Annotated in this window: 16 protein-coding genes and 1 pseudogene; 12 read left to right on the top strand and 5 right to left on the bottom strand. The window is 65.5% G+C overall.

The features are described 5' to 3' along the window. Nucleotides 1-282: 282 nt before the first annotated feature. The gene (gene tyrS, locus RQH86_RS20430) at nucleotides 283-1494 is read right to left on the bottom strand and encodes a tyrosine--tRNA ligase (protein ID WP_311239138.1); all 1212 of its coding nucleotides are present in this window, start codon (nucleotides 1492-1494) and stop codon (nucleotides 283-285) included. A 170-nt stretch (nucleotides 1495-1664) separates the two neighbouring features. Here tyrS and RQH86_RS20425 point away from each other — a divergent pair, with 170 nt between their 5' ends. Together RQH86_RS20425 and RQH86_RS20420 are read left to right on the top strand one after the other, a co-directional pair. Further along, the gene (locus tag RQH86_RS20425; protein ID WP_055847426.1) at nucleotides 1665-3083 is read left to right on the top strand and encodes a M23 family metallopeptidase; all 1419 of its coding nucleotides are present in this window, start codon (nucleotides 1665-1667) and stop codon (nucleotides 3081-3083) included. 484 nt (nucleotides 3084-3567) lie between these two features. Next, on the top strand, nucleotides 3568-4701 hold the full coding sequence (locus RQH86_RS20420; RefSeq protein WP_311239137.1) for an anhydro-N-acetylmuramic acid kinase: 1134 nt from the start codon (nucleotides 3568-3570) through the stop codon (nucleotides 4699-4701). A gap of 417 nt (nucleotides 4702-5118) precedes the next feature. Here the strand turns inward: RQH86_RS20420 and RQH86_RS20415 are convergent, their stop codons facing one another. The 3 genes from RQH86_RS20415 to RQH86_RS20405 form a co-directional block, all read right to left on the bottom strand. Beyond that, entirely contained in the window at nucleotides 5119-5346 is a 228-nt protein-coding gene (locus tag RQH86_RS20415; RefSeq protein ID WP_055847421.1) for a hypothetical protein, read from the bottom strand. Between the two features lie 58 nt (nucleotides 5347-5404). Then, nucleotides 5405-6700 (bottom strand): MFS transporter, encoded by a 1296-nt coding sequence (locus RQH86_RS20410; protein WP_311239136.1) that lies wholly within the window; start codon nucleotides 6698-6700, stop codon nucleotides 5405-5407. 256 nt (nucleotides 6701-6956) lie between these two features. Then, on the bottom strand, nucleotides 6957-7757 hold the full coding sequence (locus tag RQH86_RS20405; RefSeq protein WP_055847415.1) for an exodeoxyribonuclease III: 801 nt from the start codon (nucleotides 7755-7757) through the stop codon (nucleotides 6957-6959). A gap of 122 nt (nucleotides 7758-7879) precedes the next feature. Here RQH86_RS20405 and pyrE point away from each other — a divergent pair, with 122 nt between their 5' ends. The 10 genes and pseudogenes from pyrE to RQH86_RS20355 all read left to right on the top strand — a co-directional run bounded on the left by pyrE (nucleotide 7880) and on the right by RQH86_RS20355 (nucleotide 15360). Then, on the top strand, nucleotides 7880-8539 hold the full coding sequence (gene pyrE, locus RQH86_RS20400) for an orotate phosphoribosyltransferase (RefSeq protein WP_104617280.1): 660 nt from the start codon (nucleotides 7880-7882) through the stop codon (nucleotides 8537-8539). A 76-nt stretch (nucleotides 8540-8615) separates the two neighbouring features. Continuing rightward, complete coding sequence (locus RQH86_RS20395) at nucleotides 8616-9227, top strand: hypothetical protein (protein ID WP_311239135.1); 612 nt, start codon at nucleotides 8616-8618, stop codon at nucleotides 9225-9227. 115 nt (nucleotides 9228-9342) lie between these two features. After that, nucleotides 9343-10140, top strand: a complete 798-nt coding sequence (locus RQH86_RS20390) for an AAA family ATPase (protein ID WP_055847409.1) — start codon at nucleotides 9343-9345, stop codon at nucleotides 10138-10140. Then, complete coding sequence (locus RQH86_RS20385) at nucleotides 10140-11069, top strand: ParB/RepB/Spo0J family partition protein (RefSeq protein ID WP_055847405.1); 930 nt, start codon at nucleotides 10140-10142, stop codon at nucleotides 11067-11069. Before RQH86_RS20390 ends, RQH86_RS20385 begins: the two co-directional genes overlap by 1 nt. A gap of 25 nt (nucleotides 11070-11094) precedes the next feature. After that, a pseudogene (locus RQH86_RS20380) lies at nucleotides 11095-11382 on the top strand (helix-hairpin-helix domain-containing protein); the annotation flags it as partial. An 89-nt stretch (nucleotides 11383-11471) separates the two neighbouring features. Beyond that, nucleotides 11472-12200, top strand: a complete 729-nt coding sequence (locus tag RQH86_RS20375) for a suppressor of fused domain protein (RefSeq protein WP_311239134.1) — start codon at nucleotides 11472-11474, stop codon at nucleotides 12198-12200. 44 nt (nucleotides 12201-12244) lie between these two features. After that, nucleotides 12245-13210, top strand: a complete 966-nt coding sequence (locus RQH86_RS20370) for an SDR family NAD(P)-dependent oxidoreductase (protein WP_311239133.1) — start codon at nucleotides 12245-12247, stop codon at nucleotides 13208-13210. Nucleotides 13211-13470: 260 nt separating this feature from the next. Continuing rightward, nucleotides 13471-14193 (top strand): glycosyltransferase family 2 protein, encoded by a 723-nt coding sequence (locus RQH86_RS20365; protein ID WP_055847395.1) that lies wholly within the window; start codon nucleotides 13471-13473, stop codon nucleotides 14191-14193. Next, nucleotides 14193-14534: a lipid-A-disaccharide synthase N-terminal domain-containing protein gene (locus RQH86_RS20360; protein ID WP_055847392.1), complete on the top strand. Its 342-nt coding sequence runs from the start codon at nucleotides 14193-14195 to the stop codon at nucleotides 14532-14534. The genes RQH86_RS20365 and RQH86_RS20360 overlap by 1 nt, the downstream gene beginning before the upstream one ends. A 289-nt stretch (nucleotides 14535-14823) precedes the next feature. Continuing rightward, nucleotides 14824-15360 (top strand): hypothetical protein, encoded by a 537-nt coding sequence (locus tag RQH86_RS20355; RefSeq protein ID WP_311239132.1) that lies wholly within the window; start codon nucleotides 14824-14826, stop codon nucleotides 15358-15360. A 131-nt stretch (nucleotides 15361-15491) separates the two neighbouring features. Here the strand turns inward: RQH86_RS20355 and RQH86_RS20350 are convergent, their stop codons facing one another. Further along, a complete protein-coding gene (locus RQH86_RS20350) occupies nucleotides 15492-17837 on the bottom strand; it encodes a phosphomannomutase/phosphoglucomutase (RefSeq protein WP_311239131.1) in 2346 nt (781 codons plus the stop codon). Nucleotides 17838-17839: the final 2 nt, after the last annotated feature.

Raw genomic sequence — 17839 nt, 5'->3', positions numbered from 1 at the left:
TCGTTTCGTCAACACCCTAATTTCAGGGGATTTTCGAACCCTTTCGCTCTGGTTCCGCGTTTGCGGAGTCCGTTGCGTCGGGGGAGGCGAACTATATGCCTACGAAACAATTTTGGGAAGCTTTTTGTGAAAAAAATTTCACGGGATTGCCAAATGCTTGCGCTGGCACTCGTTTGGCCTCGCAGGACACATTGAAAGGCAACGGATGGGTCGCGACTCACATATATAGAGTGTTGCGACAGCGACCCAATGTTGCGGCTGTGCAGCAACGCTGCAGCCGGCTCACGCAGCGACCAGCAACACCCTGGCGAAATTGCGCTTGCCCACCTGGATAACGGCTTCGAATCCTGGGCCAAAGACGCGGCCGGCATCCTCGATCACCTCGCCGTCGATCTTGACCGCACGCTCCTTGAGCTTGCGATTGGCCTCTGAGTTGCTCGGCGTAAGCCCGGCAGCCGTCAGCAGGCTGGCGATCCGCAGTCCTTCCGCCGGGACCACGACCTCCTGCAGCGGCAGCAGACTGGTGTCGCCCTGCCCCGTCACTACGGCGTGCCAGCCCGCGATAGCCTGCTCGGCTATCGCCGCATCGTGGAAACGCGCCGTCAGTTCGCGGGCCAGGCGCAATTTGACATCGCGCGGATGCAGTTCACCGGAGGCGACCTGCTCTTTCAGGCGTGCCGCTTCGGCCACGCCGATGTCGAAGGACAACAGATCGATCCAACGCCAGGTCAGCTCGTCGCCGATCTTCATGGTCTTGGTGACGATATCGATCGCCGGCTCATTGATACCGATGTAGTTGCCCAGTGACTTGGACATCTTGGCGACGCCGTCCAGCCCTTCCAGCAACGGCATGGTCAGCACGACCTGCGGTGCCTGGCCGTAATGCTCCTGCAGACCACGGCCCATCAACAGGTTGAACTTCTGATCGGTGCCGCCCAGCTCGACGTCGGCCTCCAACGCCACCGAGTCGTAGCCTTGCACCAATGGATAGAGGAACTCATGGATGGCGATCGGCTGCTGGCCGGCGAAGCGCTTGGCGAAATCGTCGCGCTCGAGCATGCGCGCCACGGTGTGCTGGGCGGACAGCTTGATCATGTCGGCGGCGCTCATCTGGCCGAACCACTCGGAGTTAAAGCGTACTTCGGTGCGCTCGCGGTCCAGGATCTTGAAGACCTGCTCTTCATAGGTGCGGGCATTGGCCAGCACATCGTCGCGACTGAGGGGTTTGCGGGTGACGTTCTTGCCGCTCGGGTCGCCGATCATGCCGGTGAAGTCGCCGATCAGAAAAATGACCTGGTGACCCAGCTCCTGAAATTGCCGCATCTTGTTGAGCAACACGGTGTGACCCAGGTGCAGATCCGGCGCTGTGGGGTCGAAGCCGGCCTTCACCCGCAGCGGAACGCCCGACGTCAGGCGGGCTTCAAGCTGATCGAGCTTGAGAATCTCGTCGGCGCCACGGCCGATGAGTGCGAGGGATTCTTCGATAGTGGCCAACCACAGACTCCAGCGGCGTTTGCCGTCAACAACGTGAATGATGTTAAACGCAGGTTAATTCCGCGCCAAGTGAAAATAATGAACAGGCTCAATGGTTTGACGCGCTGTTACAGGCTGTCTATGGTACCGGCGATTGGGCTCGCACTTCGAGCCAGCGAGGAAATCCAACGATGCAGAACTCAGAGCAGGGCCGTGCACGCAAGCGGCGCTTTCAAGAACGCCTCCACGTCCTCCACGACACTGCACTGCATCGCAAGCTCAAGCAGCACCTCCCGGCTGCATTCAACGACCGTTGGACCCGCCGTCACTGGATCCACGCCAGCCTGTTCGCGACCATCGGCGCGATGGTGGCCACGATCGTGCCGGGTTTCTCCAATGCCATCGACACCCCGCTCTCCAGCCATTCCACGCTGGCATTGCCATTGCCTCCGCTGGTGCCCAGCCGCAAGCAGCTGGCGCCGAGCACCGAGTGGGAAATCCTGCAGGTCAAGTCGGGACAGACGCTGAGCACCTTGTTCGGGGAGTTGGGAATCCCGACCGCGGTGATGTATCAGGTGCTGGCGCATCCGGGTACCAAGGAGGCGCTGACCAAGCTGCGCCCGGGTACCGAGATTGCGTTCGATCTGCCGACGCCGGGTGAGTTACGAGCACTGCGCTTTGATCGCGACGACAGCCATCGGGTGGAATTGCGCCTGTTGGGCGACAGCGTGCGCGAAAAGGTGACCGAGCGCGCGACGACCACGCGCACCGTGGTGGCCAGCGGTGAGATCAGCAGTTCGCTGTCCGCCTCGGCCGGCAAGTCCGGGCTGTCGCCAGCTGCGGTGGCGATCATGACCGACGAGATCTTCAAGTACGACATCGACTTCGATAAGGATCTGCAGCCAGGCGACCGTTTCAGCGTGGTGATGGATGAAACCTGGCGCGAGGGCGAGCGGATCAACACCGGCGACATCCTGGCGGCGACCTTCACCACCGGCGGCAAGACCTACACCGGATTCCGCTTCGAGCGCGCCGGCAAGCCGGCCGAGTATTACGACATCACCGGCCGGCCGTTGAAGAAGAGCTTTATCCGCATGCCGGTGGCGTATAGCCGCATCAGCTCCACCTTCGGTGCGCGCAAGCATCCGGTGCTGGGCACGATGCGCATGCATAAAGGTGTGGATTACGCGGCCGCGTCGGGCACGCCGATCATGGCGGCCGGCGATGCGCGGGTGGTGTTCGTCGGCACCCAGCGCGGCTACGGCAATGTTGTGATCCTGGATCACGGCAAGAACTACAGCACGCTGTACGGGCATATGTCGCGCTTCGGCAAGGTCAAGGCCGGCCAGCGCATCAATCAGGGCACGGTGATTGGCTATGTCGGCATGACCGGCCTGGCCACCGGCCCGCATCTGCATTACGAATTCCGCGTCGCCGGGCAGCAGCGCAACCCGATGTCGGTGACGATGCCGCCGCCGGAGCCGCTGCAGGGCGCCGAACTGGCGGCCTTCCGTGCACAGACCGCTCCGGCCATGGCGCGCATCGAAGGCATGGAAAAGATGATCTATGCCGACGCCAACAAACCCGCCAAGAACAAGTCGCGCGGCTGAGGACTGCGGCGGGCATTAACCGGTGCGGGTAGCACTGGTCCGCGTGCCGCCGTGCCGAGCGACTGCAGTTGCGCGAGTTCGCTTGAGATCTGCGGGGCGCTCTTGGCAGTGGCCTTGGTCGGCAGGCGTGTCCGCGCCGACCAGCACGTCAGCAAACTGTTGCAATCAGCGGAAGCGGTGAAGACGTCAGCGGCGCATTGACAGCAGCTGACAAAGCTACGTTGCAGCCAACAGACGGGCGCGGACGGTGCTCGGTGCAGCAGCTCACCCTCGTACACTCCGGTTTTTCCGCGTCGTCCATTCCCACCTGACGATTGCTCGCGACGCTTTGCTCGCCGCTCCTAGATGGTCGCGTGGATTCCTGTCTGCTGGCGGCCTTCGCTTGTAAGGGTCACCGCCCTTCCGGGCCAGCCCATCGACAGGCCAGTTGACTGGCCTCCCTGAGCTGCACAAGCTGGGTGACCGCTGCGCAATTGGCTCTGGCATGACTGTTCTGGAACACGAAAACTCCCCGCTGTATCTGGGCCTGATGTCGGGCACCAGCGCCGATGGCATCGATGCCGCACTGGTGCGTTTTGCCGATGACCGCCACTGTCGTTGCGAACTGGTGGCAGGCATGACGGTGCCGTGGGCACCGCAGCTGCGCGAGACGTTGGTGGCGCTGGGCCAGGGCGCCGAGACCATCGCCATCGATGCGCTGGGCCAGCTGGATGCGCAGGTAGGCCTGGCCTTCGCGGACGCGGCCAATCAATTGATCGACACCTGTGGCATCGCGCGGCAGCACATCCGCGCAATCGGCTCGCATGGGCAAACCATTCGCCATCGGCCGACCGGCGACCCGGCCTTTACCTGGCAGATCGGCGATGCGAGCCGGATTGCCGAGCACACCGGGATCACCACGGCGGCCGACTTCCGCCGCCGCGATGTGGCAGCCGGGGGCCAGGGCGCACCGCTGATGCCGGCGTTTCATCTGGCGATGCTGGGGGCCGGCGATGAAGACCGCGCCGTGCTCAATCTGGGCGGGATCGGCAACCTGACCTTGATTCCGCGCGACGGCACGGTGCTGGGCTTCGATACCGGCCCGGCCAATGCGTTGCTGGATAGCTGGTGCCTGCACCATTGCGGCACGGCGTTCGACGCCGAGGGTGCGTTTGCTGCCAGTGGCAGTGTGGATGCGTCATTGCTGCAGGCGTTGCTGGCCGACCCGTGGTTTGCGCTGGCGCCGCCCAAGAGCACTGGGCGCGAACATTTCCATCTGGCCTGGGTGCGGCAGGCGATGGGCAGCGCGACGCTGCAGCCCGCCGATGTACAGGCGACCTTGCTCGAGCTCACTGCCGCTACCGTGGCCGATGCCTTGCTGCGCCTGCAGCCGCAGACCCGCCGCGTGCTGGTGTGCGGCGGCGGCGTGCGCAATCCGGTACTGATGGCGCGGCTGGCGGCGCGGCTGCCAGGTGTGGTGGTGGAATCCAGCGCGCGACACGGGCTGGACCCGGATTATCTCGAGGCGATGGGATTTGCATGGCTGGCGGCCGAATTGCTGGCCGGGCGACCGGCAAATCTGCCTTCGGTCACCGGGGCTGCGGGGCCGCGACTGCTGGGGGCGATCTATCCGGCGTGAATCGCCACACGACCAACGCTGGCGCCCTAAGCCAGGGGCCCGCGCTGGCGCCACGCGCCAGGTTGCCAAGGCCAACGCAGCGAGGTGGTTCTGAAAAACACGCAAGCTTGCCGGCCGCTATCGAGCCTTAGCGCTTAGCGAGTGATGCATGTTCAGTAATCCATGGCCGCTGCATACATAACGACTGGCCTGGCCTGCGCAACTGGATGCATCGATTGAGCTGAAGCTTTACGACAAACACCTTGCAAGGCGCGCAGGTAGAGAGTGACCGCGGAGAGCGGCTAACAAGACAACTGCGCGCACCGCCAGGCGGGCGCGTGCAGTGCTGGCAAGCCTGGCTTACCACTCGCAACTGCGATTCTGAGCACGCGTACGGCACCCATCCGACGACTGTCCGCGCCGGTTCTGTCAGCCGCTCTAAGGCGTGTTGCCGGCCGGCAGCGCCTTGAGCGCGGCGATGGCTTCGGCCAGGGCATCGACTTCCGGGTGCTGCAGGCCACCGGTGACTTCGAACTCGCTGGCGAACAGGCCTTGTTCGAGCAGATGCATGACGGTCTGGTGCTGGGTCCAGCCGCGTGCGACGGAAATGCGGCGGATGCGGTCTACCAGCACCGGATCGATATCACGCAACACCAGATCGGTCATGCCCTTCCTCGTGCGATGGATTGCCCCGCCGGCATCATCGGCAACCTTGGCGGACGTTTCAATCCGGCCGCCGGTCGTGTGCCAGCAAGCGCGGCCATAGCCAGGCCAGCAATGCCAGGGTGGGAATCACGGTGAGCGCGCTGAGGATGAAGAAAGTGCTGTATGAGGTGGCCTGGACCAGGAACCCGGACACGCCGCCGGCGAACTTGCCCGGTAGATTGGCCAGCGACACCAGCAGTGCGTACTGGGTGGCAGTGAAGTTGCGATCGGTCAGCGACGACATAAAGGCCACCAGCACGGTGGCAGCAAAGCCCTGGAACAGGTTGTCGGCACTGAGCGCGGCATAGAACGCCCACAGCTTGCCCGGGTTGTGCGCCATCAGCAGGAAGGCCAGATTGGACAGCGCCACTCCCAGCGCGGCCACCAACAACATGCGGCGAAAGCCGAACGCCGCCACTGCGGCACCACCGGCGAAGGCACCGGCAATGCCGATCCAGACACCGAACAGCTTGGAGACGGTGGCAATGTCGGCCTTGGTGTAGCCGGAGTCCAGATAGAACGGGCCAGCCATCACGCCGATCACCTGGTCCGGGAACTTGTACAGGCCAACGAATAACAGCAGCACAATCCCCAGCGCCAGGCCATTGCTGGAAAAGAAGCTGGAAATGGGCTGCCAGAACGCACCCGCAACGTCGACGCGGCGTACCACGGTGGCTTCGGGGCGGTCCGGCTCCCGGCATACCAGGGTGGTGATGATCGGCAGCACCATCAACGCCGACATGCCCAGATAGGCCCAGGTCCAGTCGAGGTATTCGGCCATGTACAGCGCACCCGCGCCGCCCAGGATCAAGCCGACGCGATACCCAAGCGTGTAGGTCGCGGCCAACGCGGCCTGTGCGGTCTCCGGGGCGATCTCGATGCGATAGGCATCCACAACCGAATCCTGGGTGGCGCCCCAGAACGAGGCGAACAGCACCCAGCTCACCAGCCCGGTGACGCTCAGGTCCGGCCGCGAAAACGCCAGTGCGACCAGGCCGATGGTCACGCCGATCTGCGCGACCAGCAGCCAGGACCGGCGACGGCCCAGGAAGGCGGTCAGCGGAAACGCGTAGCGGTCGATCAGCGGCGCCCACAGGAATTTGAGCAGATAGAAGAAGCTGGCCAGGCTGATCAGGCCGATGCTGCCCAGGTCCAGGCCGACATCGCGCAGCCGGGTCGACAACGTCTGCGAGGCGATCAGCAGGAATGGCAGCCCGCTGCCGAAACCCAGCAGCGCCATGGTCGCCGCCGATGGGGTGGCGAATGCCTGCCGGATGCCGCGCAACCCTTTGTATTTTGGCGCGGACTTGGTCATGCGTGCAGCCGGCGGAAGCGATTGGCGAGCGATACGGCCGGTGGATTGTCAGCAGCCGGCGCGCAGGCCGAGCTCCCGGAGGCGAGCAGGCCGGTCCAGAGGGTATGCGCAATACCTGCAGTGACCAGACCCCAGCAGCGACGTGCTGTCCACATGCCGATCCTCATCGCAGCCATGTCTTTGTTGGTTGCAGGCACTGAACCAATCGACCGTCCATCCTTACCGGTCGCAGCGCCGGCCGGGTGCACGCGCTCACTCACTGCGCGTAATCCACGATATACGGCGCGTGATCGGAGAAGCGCTGCTCACGATAGATCGCGCAGGCCTGCAATGCGTCGCGCAGACCGGGGGTGACCAGCTGGTAGTCGATGCGCCAACCGACATTGTTGGCGCGCGCCGCGCCGCGATTGCTCCACCAGGTGTAGTCCTCGCCCTGCGGATGCAGGACGCGGTAGCTGTCGACCCAGCCACGGCCGTCGGCAGCGCTGGCTTCGCTTGCCGCGTCGGCGCACAGGCCGTTGAGCCAGTCGCGCTCGGGCGGCAGGCAGCCGGAATTTTTCTGGTTGGACTTCCAGTTCTTGATGTCCAGCGCCGAGCGCACGATGTTCCAGTCGCCGCACAGCACGTACTGGCGACCACTGGCCAGCCACTCGTCCAGAATCGGCCGCAGCCACTCCATCACCTGGAACTTGTAGCCCTGGCGCAGCTCGCCGGAAGACCCGGACGGGATATAGAAGGACACGACACTCAGATTGCCGAAGCGCGCTTCGATGTAGCGGCCTTCTTCGTCGAACTCCGGCCAGCCCAGCGCGGTGCGCACTTCGTCGGGCGCGCGCTTGGCGTAGATCGCCACGCCGCTGTAGCCCTTCTTGGTGCTCGCATCGCGAAACCAGGCCTTGTAGCCAGCGGGCAGGAATTCCGGCCCGGTCAGCTGATGCTCCTGCGCCTTGGTTTCCTGGATGCACAGCACGTCCGCGTCCTGGGTGGCGAACCACTCGAAGAAACCTTTGCTGGCGGCCGAGCGCAGGCCGTTGGCGTTGAAACTGATGATGCGCATTGGGGGCCGGGAATGGGGAGTCGGGAATAGGGAATGGTAAACGCATCGCGCACCGGCAGCCTTCCTTGTGCGGCTGGGGTAGGCTTTACGATTCTCCATTCCCTATTCCCCATTCCCGTCCAATGACCGACCACCGCACCCGTTTCCTGCAGCTGGCGCTGGGCGCCGATGCCCTGCGCTTTGGCGAGTTCACGCTCAAGTCCGGGCGGCTCAGCCCGTACTTCTTCAACGCCGGGCGCTTCGATTCCGGGGTCAAGACCGCGCAGCTGGCGCAGTGCTATGCCGATGCGATCGATGCGGCCGGGGTGGAGTTCGACCTGCTGTTCGGCCCCGCCTACAAGGGCATCCCGCTGGCCACCGCGCTGGCCTGTGCCTATGCCGGGCGCGGGCGCGATCTGCCGCTGGCGTTCAACCGCAAGGAAGCCAAGGATCATGGCGAGGGCGGCAGCCTGATCGGCGCGCCGCTGGCCGGGCGCAAGGTGCTGATCGTCGATGACGTGATCACCGCCGGCACCGCGATCCGCGAGGCGCTGGGCATCATTCGCGCCGCTGGCGGTACGCCGTCCGGCATCGTGGTGGCGCTGGACCGGCAGGAGATCGCCTCCGAGCAGGACCGCCGTTCGGCGGCGCAAGCGGTGGCGGCCGAGGCCGGCATCCCGGTGATCGCGGTGGCCAACCTGGCCGATCTGCTTGCTTTTGCGGCAGGAAACGCCGACCTTGTCGGCTACCGGGAACCGCTGCTGGCCTATCGTGGCCGCTACGGAACCGACACCACAGGCTGACGGCAGGCGACAGGGGGCTGCGATGATGCCGAAACACAGACGTTTGGCGTTACTCGCTGCCGTGACCGTGGCTGTCATGGCCGTGCCGGTTGCTGCGCAGGACAAGCCGGCTGCCAAGAAGTTGTATTGCTGGAACCAGAACGGCGCCCGGGTGTGCAGCGATACGCTGCCACCGGAGGCGGTGAATCAGGCGCGCGACGAGTTCAACGTCAAAAGCGGCATGCGCAGCGCCGAGGTACAGCGCGCGTTGAGTAGCGACGAGCGCGCTGCGGCCGCGGCCAATGAGCAACAACGCCAGGCCGACCTGGCCGCCGAGCAGATGCGCCAGCGCACCGATCAGGCCATGCTGATGTCGTATCAGAGCGAGGACGACCTGCGCCGGGTGTTCAACGAGCGCATCGCCATCGTGGACAACAACATCCACACCGCACGCTTCAATGTCACCAGCCTGCGCGAGGGCCTGGTCAGCATGTTGCGTGCCGCCGGCGACCGCGAGCTGGCCGGCCAGGCAGTGGCCGACAAGCTGGCCGGCGACATCCAGCAACGCCATCGAGAACTGATGGCGCAGTTGCGGCTGCAGACCAGCTTCGAGCAGCAGCGCACCGCGCTGGACGGCGAAATTGCCGACATCCTTCAGCGCTACCGCGCCATGAAGGAACCGCCCGGCGCCACCGCGCCCACCGGCTGAACCGCACAGGCGGCATTCCCGCTCGCCCGCTGCGCCGCTGCGGGCGGCATTTCCCGATCCGACGCCCTGCCCGCATAATGGCCGGTCTTACTCCTTGCCCACGAGGCTCTCCCGCATGGCCCGGATCATCGCCATTGCCAACCAGAAAGGCGGCGTCGGCAAGACCACGACGGCAGTCAATCTGGCGGCCGGCCTGGCGCGCGCGCCCAAGCGTGTGTTGCTGGTGGATCTGGACTCGCAGGGCAACGCCACCATGGGCAGCGGCATCGACAAGCGCGATGTGGCCGCCTCCACCTGCGATCTGCTACTGGGCGAGAACACCGCTGCCGAGATCCGGGTGACCGCGCCGGAAGGCTTCGACCTGCTGCCGGGCAACATCGATCTGACCGCCGCCGAGATCCAGCTGATGGATCAGGGCGAGCGCGAGCAGCGGCTCAAGCGCGCACTGGCGCCGATCCGCGACGAGTACGACTTCATCCTGATCGACTGCCCGCCGGCGCTGTCGCTGCTGACGCTCAATGCGCTGACCGCGGCCGACTCGATCATCGTGCCGATGCAGTGCGAGTACTACGCACTGGAAGGGTTGACCGCGCTGTTGGAAACCATCGAAGCGCTGCGTGCCAACCTCAACCCGGCGCTGGAAATCGAAGGCGTGCTGCGCACGATGTTCGATATCCGCAACAACCTGGCCAATGCGGTGTCGGCCGAGCTAACCGAGCATTTTGGCGACAAGGTGTTCCGCACCATCGTGCCGCGCAACGTGCGCCTGGCCGAGGCGCCCAGCCATGGCCAGAGCATCCTCGGTTACGACCGCACCTCGCGCGGTGGCGTGGCGTACCTGGGGCTGGCCGGCGAAATCGTGCGCCGCCAGAACGACCGCAACAAGGCCGTCCGGCCCGTGGAGACCGTCTGATGAGCAAGCCGCCCCTGGCAAAGAAGCGCGGTCTGGGCCGTGGCCTGGAAGCGCTGTTGGGACCGAAGGGCGCAGCAGCAGCAACGGCACCTGGCGCAACCAGCGAAGACGCGCTGCAGCCGGGCGACACCCTGCGCCAGTTGCCGGTGGGGCAACTGCAGCCGGGCAAGTACCAGCCGCGCCGCGAGATGGACGAGGTCAAGCTGGCCGAGCTGGCGGAGTCGATCAAGGCGCAGGGCGTGATCCAGCCGATCGTGGCGCGCGCATTGGGGCCGGCGCAGTTTGAGATCGTGGCTGGCGAACGCCGCTGGCGCGCCTCGCAGCTGGCCGGGCTGAGCGAAGTGCCGGTAGTGGTGCGCGAGCTGGACGACCGCACCGTCATCGCGATGGCGCTGATCGAGAACATCCAGCGCGAAGACCTCAACCCGCTGGAAGAAGCGCAGGCGCTGCAGCGGTTGATCGACGAATTTTCGCTGACCCACGCCGAGGCCGCCGAAGCGGTGGGCCGCTCGCGGGCGTCGGTGTCCAACCTGCTGCGGCTGCTGGAATTGCCGGTGGCGATCCGGGTGCTGCTGGAAACCCGCCGCCTGGAAATGGGCCATGCGCGTGCGCTGCTCACGCTGGCGCCGGAACTGGCAAGCAAACTGGCGCAGGAAGCGGCCGACCAGGGTTGGTCGGTGCGCGAGGTCGAACACCGCGCGCAGCAGTTCGCCGCCGGCAAGGTGCCGGGCTCGCTGCGCAAGGGCAAGCCAGTCACCGCTGCGCCGCAGGCCGATATCGCGTCGCTGCAGACCGAGCTGTCCGAATCGCTGGGCACCAAGGTGGTGTTCAATCACGGCCGCGGCGGCAAGGGCAAGCTGGTGATCCATTACACCGACCTGGACACCCTGGAAGGCGTGCTGGAACGCTTGCGCACCCGCAAGGGGTGATGCAGCCAGCGCAGGAGAATTAGCGATGCATCCCGCCAAAGTGGACCGCGCGCATCTGCTGCGCCTGACCGACTTGCCCAACGTCGGGCCGGCCTGCGAAAAGGATCTGCAGCGGATCGGCATCCGCATGCCGGCGCAGCTGCACGGCCGCGATGCCTACGACATGTACGCCCAGCTCTGCCTGCGCACCGGCGTCACCCATGACCCGTGCGTGATCGATGTGTTCCTGTCGCTGGTGCGCTTCATGCAGGGCGCGCCGGCACGCAATTGGTGGGACTTCAGCGCCGAGCGCAAGGCAACGTTGGCAGCCGAGCGCGCAGAGGCGCCAGCCACTGCACCGCTGCCGGCGCGCCGTGTCGCCAATACCGGCACTGGCAGCAGCAGCGACGGCAAACACCGCCCATGAGCCACGCCGACGAGACGATCAGCCCGTCCGGCAGCCCGATCCTGCATCACGCGCAGGCCAAGGACTTCGAGCCGGCACGCGGCGAAGAAAGCATCGAGCAGATCAGCGCGCATATCGAGCAGCACCTCGGGCCGATTGCGAACGTATTTCATGAAATCCTCTCCGACACCGTGCATCTGGACGTGCACATCGTGCCGCCCAATGCGCACTCGTCGTCCCTGCGCCTGGTGACCTCGGGCATGAGCGATCTGCCGATGACGCTGCCCGACGGAGTGGAGGCGCCGCGCTACATGGAGCTGATGCTGAGCCTGCCGGGCGACTGGCCGATGGACCAGCGCGACTTCGACGACGAGCGCCATTACTGGCCCATCCGCCTGCTCAAGAACCTTGCGCGGCTGCCGCACAAGTTCGACACCTGGCTGGGGTTTGGCCATACCGTTCCCAATGGCAACCCGGCCGAGCCGTATGCGCCCGGCGTCGCCTTCGACGGCGCGATCGTGCTGCCGCCGCTGAGCGCGCCGCCAGAGTTCGCGCATCTGCGCATCGATGCCGACAAAACCATCGCCTTCATGACGGCGGTGCCGTTGTATCCGGAAGAAATGGCATTGAAGCTGAGCCAGGGCAGCGATGCACTGCTGGACCGCTTCGATGCCAGCAAGATTCAGGACAACATCGACCTGCGCCGCCGCAATGTGGCGAAGAAGCGCTTTTTCGGGCTGTTCTGAGCACTGCTTCCTCGCCTCCCTTTGATGTTTTCAGGACCACTGCCATGACCATCCTCGTCACCGGCGCCGCCGGTTTCATCGGCGCCTACACCTGCCGCGCACTGGCTGCGCGTGGCGAGAACGTGGTGGGCCTGGACAACTACAACAGCTACTACGACCCGCAGCTCAAGCGCGATCGGGTGGCGGCGTTGTGCCCGCAGATCGACATCCGCACGCTGGACCTGACCGACCGCGAGGGCCTGGCGGCGCTGTTCGACGAGATCCAGCCCACCCGCGTGGTGCATCTGGCCGCACAGGCCGGGGTGCGTTATTCGCTGGAAAACCCGTCTGCCTATGTCGACAGCAACCTGGTCGGCTTCGTCAACATGCTCGAGCTATGCCGGCACCGCGGCGTGCAGCACTTGGTGTATGCGTCCAGCAGCTCGGTCTACGGCGATTCGGCCACCCCGCCGTTTTCCGAAGACCAGCGTGTGGATCAGCCGCGTTCGTTGTACGCGGCCACCAAGGCGTCCAACGAATTGATGGGCTACACCTATGCGCAGCTGTACGGCTTGCGCGCCACCGGGCTGCGCTTTTTCACCGTGTATGGCCCGTGGGGCCGGCCGGACATGGCGCCGCTGATCTTCAGCCGCGCGGTGCTGGCCGGACGCCCGATCGAGGTGTTCAACCACGGCAAGATGCAGCGCGACTTCACCTTCGTGGCCGATATTGTGGCCGGCGTGCTGGGCGCGCTGGACACCCCCAGCGGCGAGGCGATCCCGCACCGGGTGTTCAACCTGGGCAACCACACCCCGGTGGAACTGGAACATTTCATCGACGTGATCGCCCAGGCCGCGGGCCGCCCGGCCGAAAAGGTGTACAAGCCGATGCAACCAGGCGACATGATCCGCACCATGGCCGACACGCAGCGCGCGCAGGCCGCGTTCGGCTTCGATCCGGCCACCCCGGTGGAGCGCGGCTTGCCGCAGGTCGTGGAGTGGTGCCGCAGCTACTTCGGCGAGCGTGCCTGAGCCCATCGCAGCCGCGTGGCACTCAGGCAGTACGCGCCCTGCGTGTGTTCGTACACTACGATGTGGTGAGTCCTGGGGCACGCCGAAGGATGCAGGCTTGCGCCGTTCGATAGCCGCGCTGATTGCCTGCGCCAACGCTATAGGCCGTTTTGCGCGCGCTCCACTGCACATAACGCGCCTCAGCTTCATGCCTGGCTCAGACGGTCAGGGCACAATGCGCGATCTTTTTTGCTCAGCCATCATCGGGCCACCACGAATCCATGAGCCAACCTCAGCTTTCCGTCGTCGTCCCGGTGTTCAATGAGCGCGATAACGTCGCAGCCCTGATCGGCGAAATCGTCGTCGCCTTGCGCGGCCTGGTGGCCTTCGAGATCGTCTATGTCGACGACCATTCGCGCGACGACACCCTGGCGGTGCTGCAAGGCCTGAAGACCACCACGCCGGAACTGCGGGTGCTGCACCACGTCACCCAGAGCGGCCAGAGCACCGCAGTGCGCAGCGGGGTCAAGGCCGCGCGCGCCAGCTGGATCGCCACGCTCGATGGCGACGGCCAGAACGACCCGGCCGACATTCCCAAGCTGTTGATCGCGCGTAGCCAGGCCGAGCCGCAGGTCAAATTGTTCGCCGGCTGGCGGGTCAACCGGCAGGATTCCGGGTCCAAGCGCTGGGCCAGCAAGTGGGCCAACGCGATCCGCTCGCGCATGCTGCAGGACAACACGCCCGACACCGGCTGCGGCATCAAATTGTTCGAGCGCGAGGCGTTTCTGGACCTGCCCTACTTCGATCACATGCACCGCTACCTGCCGGCACTGATGCAGCGCGCCGGCTGGCGCACGATCAGCGTGCCGGTCAACCACCGCCATCGCACCGCCGGCGTGTCCAAGTACAACAATCTCAATCGCGCGCTGGTCGGCATCCGCGACCTGCGCGGCGTGGCGTGGCTGATCACCCGCAGCAAGCGCACCGTGGCGGAGGAGCGTTGATGGAACCGACCTTTCTCGACCAGCAGCTGACCTGGCTGTACTGGACCGGCATCCACGTCACCGGCTGGAAGTTGATCGGCTATGTGGGCGCACTGATGTTCGGCGGGCGCTGGCTGGTGCAGTTCGTCGCCTCCAAGCGTGCCGGCAAGCCGGTGATTCCGCGGATGTTCTGGTACATGAGCGTGGTCGGCAGCTTGATGACACTGAGCTACTTCGTGTTCTCGGCCAAGCAGGATTCGGTGGGCGTGCTACAGAACATGTTCCCGGCGTTTACCGCGTTCTACAGCCTGTATCTGGATGTGAAGCATCGCGGCTGGAAGCGGGATCGGGCGGAGCATTGAGGGCTGGGATTTGGGATTTGGGATTTGGGATTTGGGATTTGGGATTTGGGATTTGGGATTTGGGATTTGGGATTTGGGATTTGGGATTTGGCTAGCGGCTAGCCGCTAGCGTGTTGAGTGGATGCTGTTGTCGTTGCAAGTGATGTTTTGGGTTCTGTGCGACCAGCTGTGCCCGCAGCAGCGCCGACAATCGATGCGTTTGTCCGGACATGGCGATACGCGATTGACTGACCTGAGACCGCGCCGGCGGCCGATGTCGCTGCGCTGAGGCCATGGGCACGCTGTGGTCATGCCCAGCGCCCTGCTCCACCGCCCGTTTGCCGTGTCCACACCTGCCACACCGCATTGGCACGTGCGTCTGCACACGCATCAGCACGTACCGCTGTTTGCGGACTGGCGCTGCGCGCGTGCAGCGGCCGCCATCCTGGCGATGCCACGCAGCTGGCTCGGTGCGCAGGTGCTGTGTTGGGTGTTGCTGCCAGAGATGTGGTGCGCCTTGCTGCAGGCGCCAGATAAACCCACCGTGCTGCACGCAGCGACTGCTGCACGGCAGGCCGCCGGCGAAGCGGTCAATCGGGCGCGTGGGCGCGGCGGCACGGTCTGGCAACCGGAGATTGAGGCGAGCGCGCTGGCGTTGCAGGTCGATTGTCGGCAATTCGCCCGCCGCTTGATCGCACTGCCGTTACGTGCCGGCCTGGCGGAGCGGATCGGCGCGTACCCGTACTGGGACGCGGTGTGGCTGTTGCCCGACGACCACGCTGCACAACAGGAACCTGCGCCTCATGCCCCCGCGTGCCTGGCAAGCGCGGGCGGCACAAGAACCTGATCGTGCTCGCTCGCTCGACATCCGTCGGCAAGCGCCGAGTCGATGCGCGGCTGTTCTGCCGCGCATCAGGCAACCCAGCTGACCGTGAGCGCGGCCCACGCGTTGGGCGCGCTTACCTCAGCGTGCGCGGCTCAGAACCCCAGCGGGTGCTCGGGCAGCAATGCCTGCAATTGGCTGCGGAACAGCGCTCGGATGCGCTCCAATGCAGCGTCGGTGTCGGCTTCAAAACGCAGCACCAGGATCGGCGTGGTATTGGACGCACGCACCAGGCCCCAGCCATCGACAAAATCCGCACGCAGGCCGTCGATCGTCGACAAACGCGCCGATTCGAAGGGCGACTCTTCCCCGGCTTGCGCGCGCTCGACAAAGCGCGCCACCAGCGCATGCGCATCGCCCTCTACCGGCACCTTGATCTCCGGGGTGGACACGCTTTCCGGCAAGGCATCCAGCACTTCGGACGGGGTTTCCTCACGCTGGGCCAGGATTTCCAGCAAGCGCGCAGCGGCATAGATGCCGTCGTCGAAGCCGTACCAGCGTTCCTTGAAGAAGAAATGCCCGCTCATCTCACCGGCCAGTTCGGCATCGGTTTCGCGCATCTTGGATTTGATCAGCGAATGCCCGGTCTTCCACATCAGCGGGCTGCCGCCGTTGCGCAGCACGTAGTCCGACAGCTTGCCGGTGCACTTCACGTCGTAGATGACCAGGGCGCCGGGGTTGCGCTGCAGCACGTCGGCGGCGAACAGCATCAGCAGGCGGTCGGGGAAGACCACCTTGCCCTCCTTGGTAACCACACCCAGACGGTCGGCATCGCCATCGAAGGCCACGCCGATGTCCGCATCGAAGCGCTGCACCATCTTCAACAGATCGTCGAGGTTGTGCGGCTCGCTCGGGTCGGGGTGATGATTGGGGAAAGTGCCGTCGATATCGCAATACAGCGGCACGACCTCGGCACCGATGGCTTCCAGCAGACGCGGCGCAATCTCGCCGGCCGCGCCGTTGCCGGCATCCACCACCACCTTGATCGGGCGGTCCAGCTGTACGTCGTCGGCGATGCGCTGGATGTAGGCATCGCTGATGTCGCGCTGTTCCAGCTCACCCGGCGTGGCTGCGGTATGCAGGCGGCCTTCGTTGATGCGCTGATGCAGCTCGGCGATCGCAGCGCCGGACAGCGTCTCGCCGCCGATCACGATCTTGAACCCGTTGTAGTCGGGCGGATTGTGGCTGCCGGTGACTGCAACGCAGCTGCCGGCGCGCAGTTCATAGGCGCCGAAATACACCACCGGCGTGGGCGCCAGGCCGATGTCGGTCACGTTGCAGCCGGCGCGCCGCAGGCCTTCGATCAGGCCATTGGTCAGCTCCGGTCCGGACAGACGCCCGTCGCGCCCCACCACCACATCGCGCAGCCCCTGCGCCTGCATCACGCTGCCGATGGATTGGCCGATCAACGCGGCAACGCCGGGATTGAGGTCTTTACCGACCACGCCGCGTATGTCGTAGGCGCGGAACATCTCGCTGGCGATCTGCACCGCCGGCACCAGCGGCGGCGGCGCAGGCGCTGTCGCCTCGTCCAGCACGCGCACGTCGCTGGCAAGGCTGGCGTCGTGCTGCAGGCTTTGACTGAAGGTCGGTTCGTCGGTGGCCGACTCGCCGGCAACGCGGCGACGCGGCAGCGCCACCCGGCCACGGCTGGCCAGCACCAGCAACACCGCGACGATGACCAGCAACGCGGCGACGATGGCGCAGCCAAGCGCGCCCAGGCCCAGTGGCCCGCTATCGCTTTGCGGGACTGCAGCAGCCACACGCAGGCCGCTGGAGCCGAGCGGTTTTGCCAGTGTTTCGGCCGCATCGGCCAAGCTCACGTCGCCCTGCTGGGCCACGTTGTAGCTGCCCTGGCGCAACGCCAGGTAGGCGCTGCCGGGCACCGCGATCGCATCCAGCGGGCCGGTCAGGCGCAGCACCGGCAGCCGCGCATAGGCCACCGCGGGCTGTGCACCCAGACGCACCGCGGCGGCTACACCCAGACGCACCTGCTTGGCATCGCGCACCACATGCACCTGCGCACGGTCGGCCACCAACGCCGATTCAAGCAGACTCAGCCGCGCATAGCCGAAATCCTTGGGGTTGGCATAGGCCGCCGCCAGATCGCCAGGCAGTACCTGCACGTCCTCGGCGCCCTTGAAGCGCTCGCGGATCGCCGAGGCGGCCGCCAAAGCGTCCCCATTGGCCAACGCACCGGCCACCGGCGGCTGCTTGAGCACGGCATCGAGCTGGGTGGCCTGCGCCGCCATCGCCTTGCCAACATCCTGCACGGCGCGGTCGCGCGCCTGTGCCAGGTTCTGGGCGGCCGCATCCTCACGCCATTGCGCGTAACTGCTCCAACCGAACCAGACGGCCAGCAGCAACAACATGCCTCCCAACACCGGACCACTCGTACGCACGCTCGACATCCCCTGCCTGCGCTCGTTCGCCTTGCTCATGA

It is taken from the genome of Xanthomonas sp. WCS2018Noco2-27, assembly GCF_031843525.1.
Lineage (GTDB): Bacteria > Pseudomonadota > Gammaproteobacteria > Xanthomonadales > Xanthomonadaceae > Xanthomonas.
This window is presented reverse-complemented; position numbering and strand designations above follow the sequence as displayed.

Excerpts from the sequence above, each read along its gene's own strand:
- RQH86_RS20385 (WP_055847405.1), top strand. The coding sequence starts at position 10,140 with ATGAGCAAGCCGCCCCTGGCAAAGAAGCGCGGTCTGGGCCGTGGCCTG.
- RQH86_RS20365 (WP_055847395.1), top strand. The coding sequence starts at position 13,471 with ATGAGCCAACCTCAGCTTTCCGTCGTCGTCCCGGTGTTCAATGAGCGC.
- RQH86_RS20360 (WP_055847392.1), top strand. The coding sequence starts at position 14,193 with ATGGAACCGACCTTTCTCGACCAGCAGCTGACCTGGCTGTACTGGACC.
- RQH86_RS20390 (WP_055847409.1), top strand. The coding sequence starts at position 9,343 with ATGGCCCGGATCATCGCCATTGCCAACCAGAAAGGCGGCGTCGGCAAG.
- RQH86_RS20410 (WP_311239136.1), bottom strand. The coding sequence starts at position 6,700 with ATGACCAAGTCCGCGCCAAAATACAAAGGGTTGCGCGGCATCCGGCAG.
- RQH86_RS20395 (WP_311239135.1), top strand. The coding sequence starts at position 8,616 with ATGGCCGTGCCGGTTGCTGCGCAGGACAAGCCGGCTGCCAAGAAGTTG.
- RQH86_RS20425 (WP_055847426.1), top strand. The coding sequence starts at position 1,665 with ATGCAGAACTCAGAGCAGGGCCGTGCACGCAAGCGGCGCTTTCAAGAA.
- RQH86_RS20355 (WP_311239132.1), top strand. The coding sequence starts at position 14,824 with ATGCCCAGCGCCCTGCTCCACCGCCCGTTTGCCGTGTCCACACCTGCC.
- RQH86_RS20375 (WP_311239134.1), top strand. The coding sequence starts at position 11,472 with ATGAGCCACGCCGACGAGACGATCAGCCCGTCCGGCAGCCCGATCCTG.
- RQH86_RS20350 (WP_311239131.1), bottom strand. The coding sequence starts at position 17,837 with ATGAGCAAGGCGAACGAGCGCAGGCAGGGGATGTCGAGCGTGCGTACG.
- RQH86_RS20415 (WP_055847421.1), bottom strand. The coding sequence starts at position 5,346 with ATGACCGATCTGGTGTTGCGTGATATCGATCCGGTGCTGGTAGACCGC.
- RQH86_RS20420 (WP_311239137.1), top strand. The coding sequence starts at position 3,568 with ATGACTGTTCTGGAACACGAAAACTCCCCGCTGTATCTGGGCCTGATG.
- RQH86_RS20405 (WP_055847415.1), bottom strand. The coding sequence starts at position 7,757 with ATGCGCATCATCAGTTTCAACGCCAACGGCCTGCGCTCGGCCGCCAGC.
- pyrE (WP_104617280.1), top strand. The coding sequence starts at position 7,880 with ATGACCGACCACCGCACCCGTTTCCTGCAGCTGGCGCTGGGCGCCGAT.
- RQH86_RS20370 (WP_311239133.1), top strand. The coding sequence starts at position 12,245 with ATGACCATCCTCGTCACCGGCGCCGCCGGTTTCATCGGCGCCTACACC.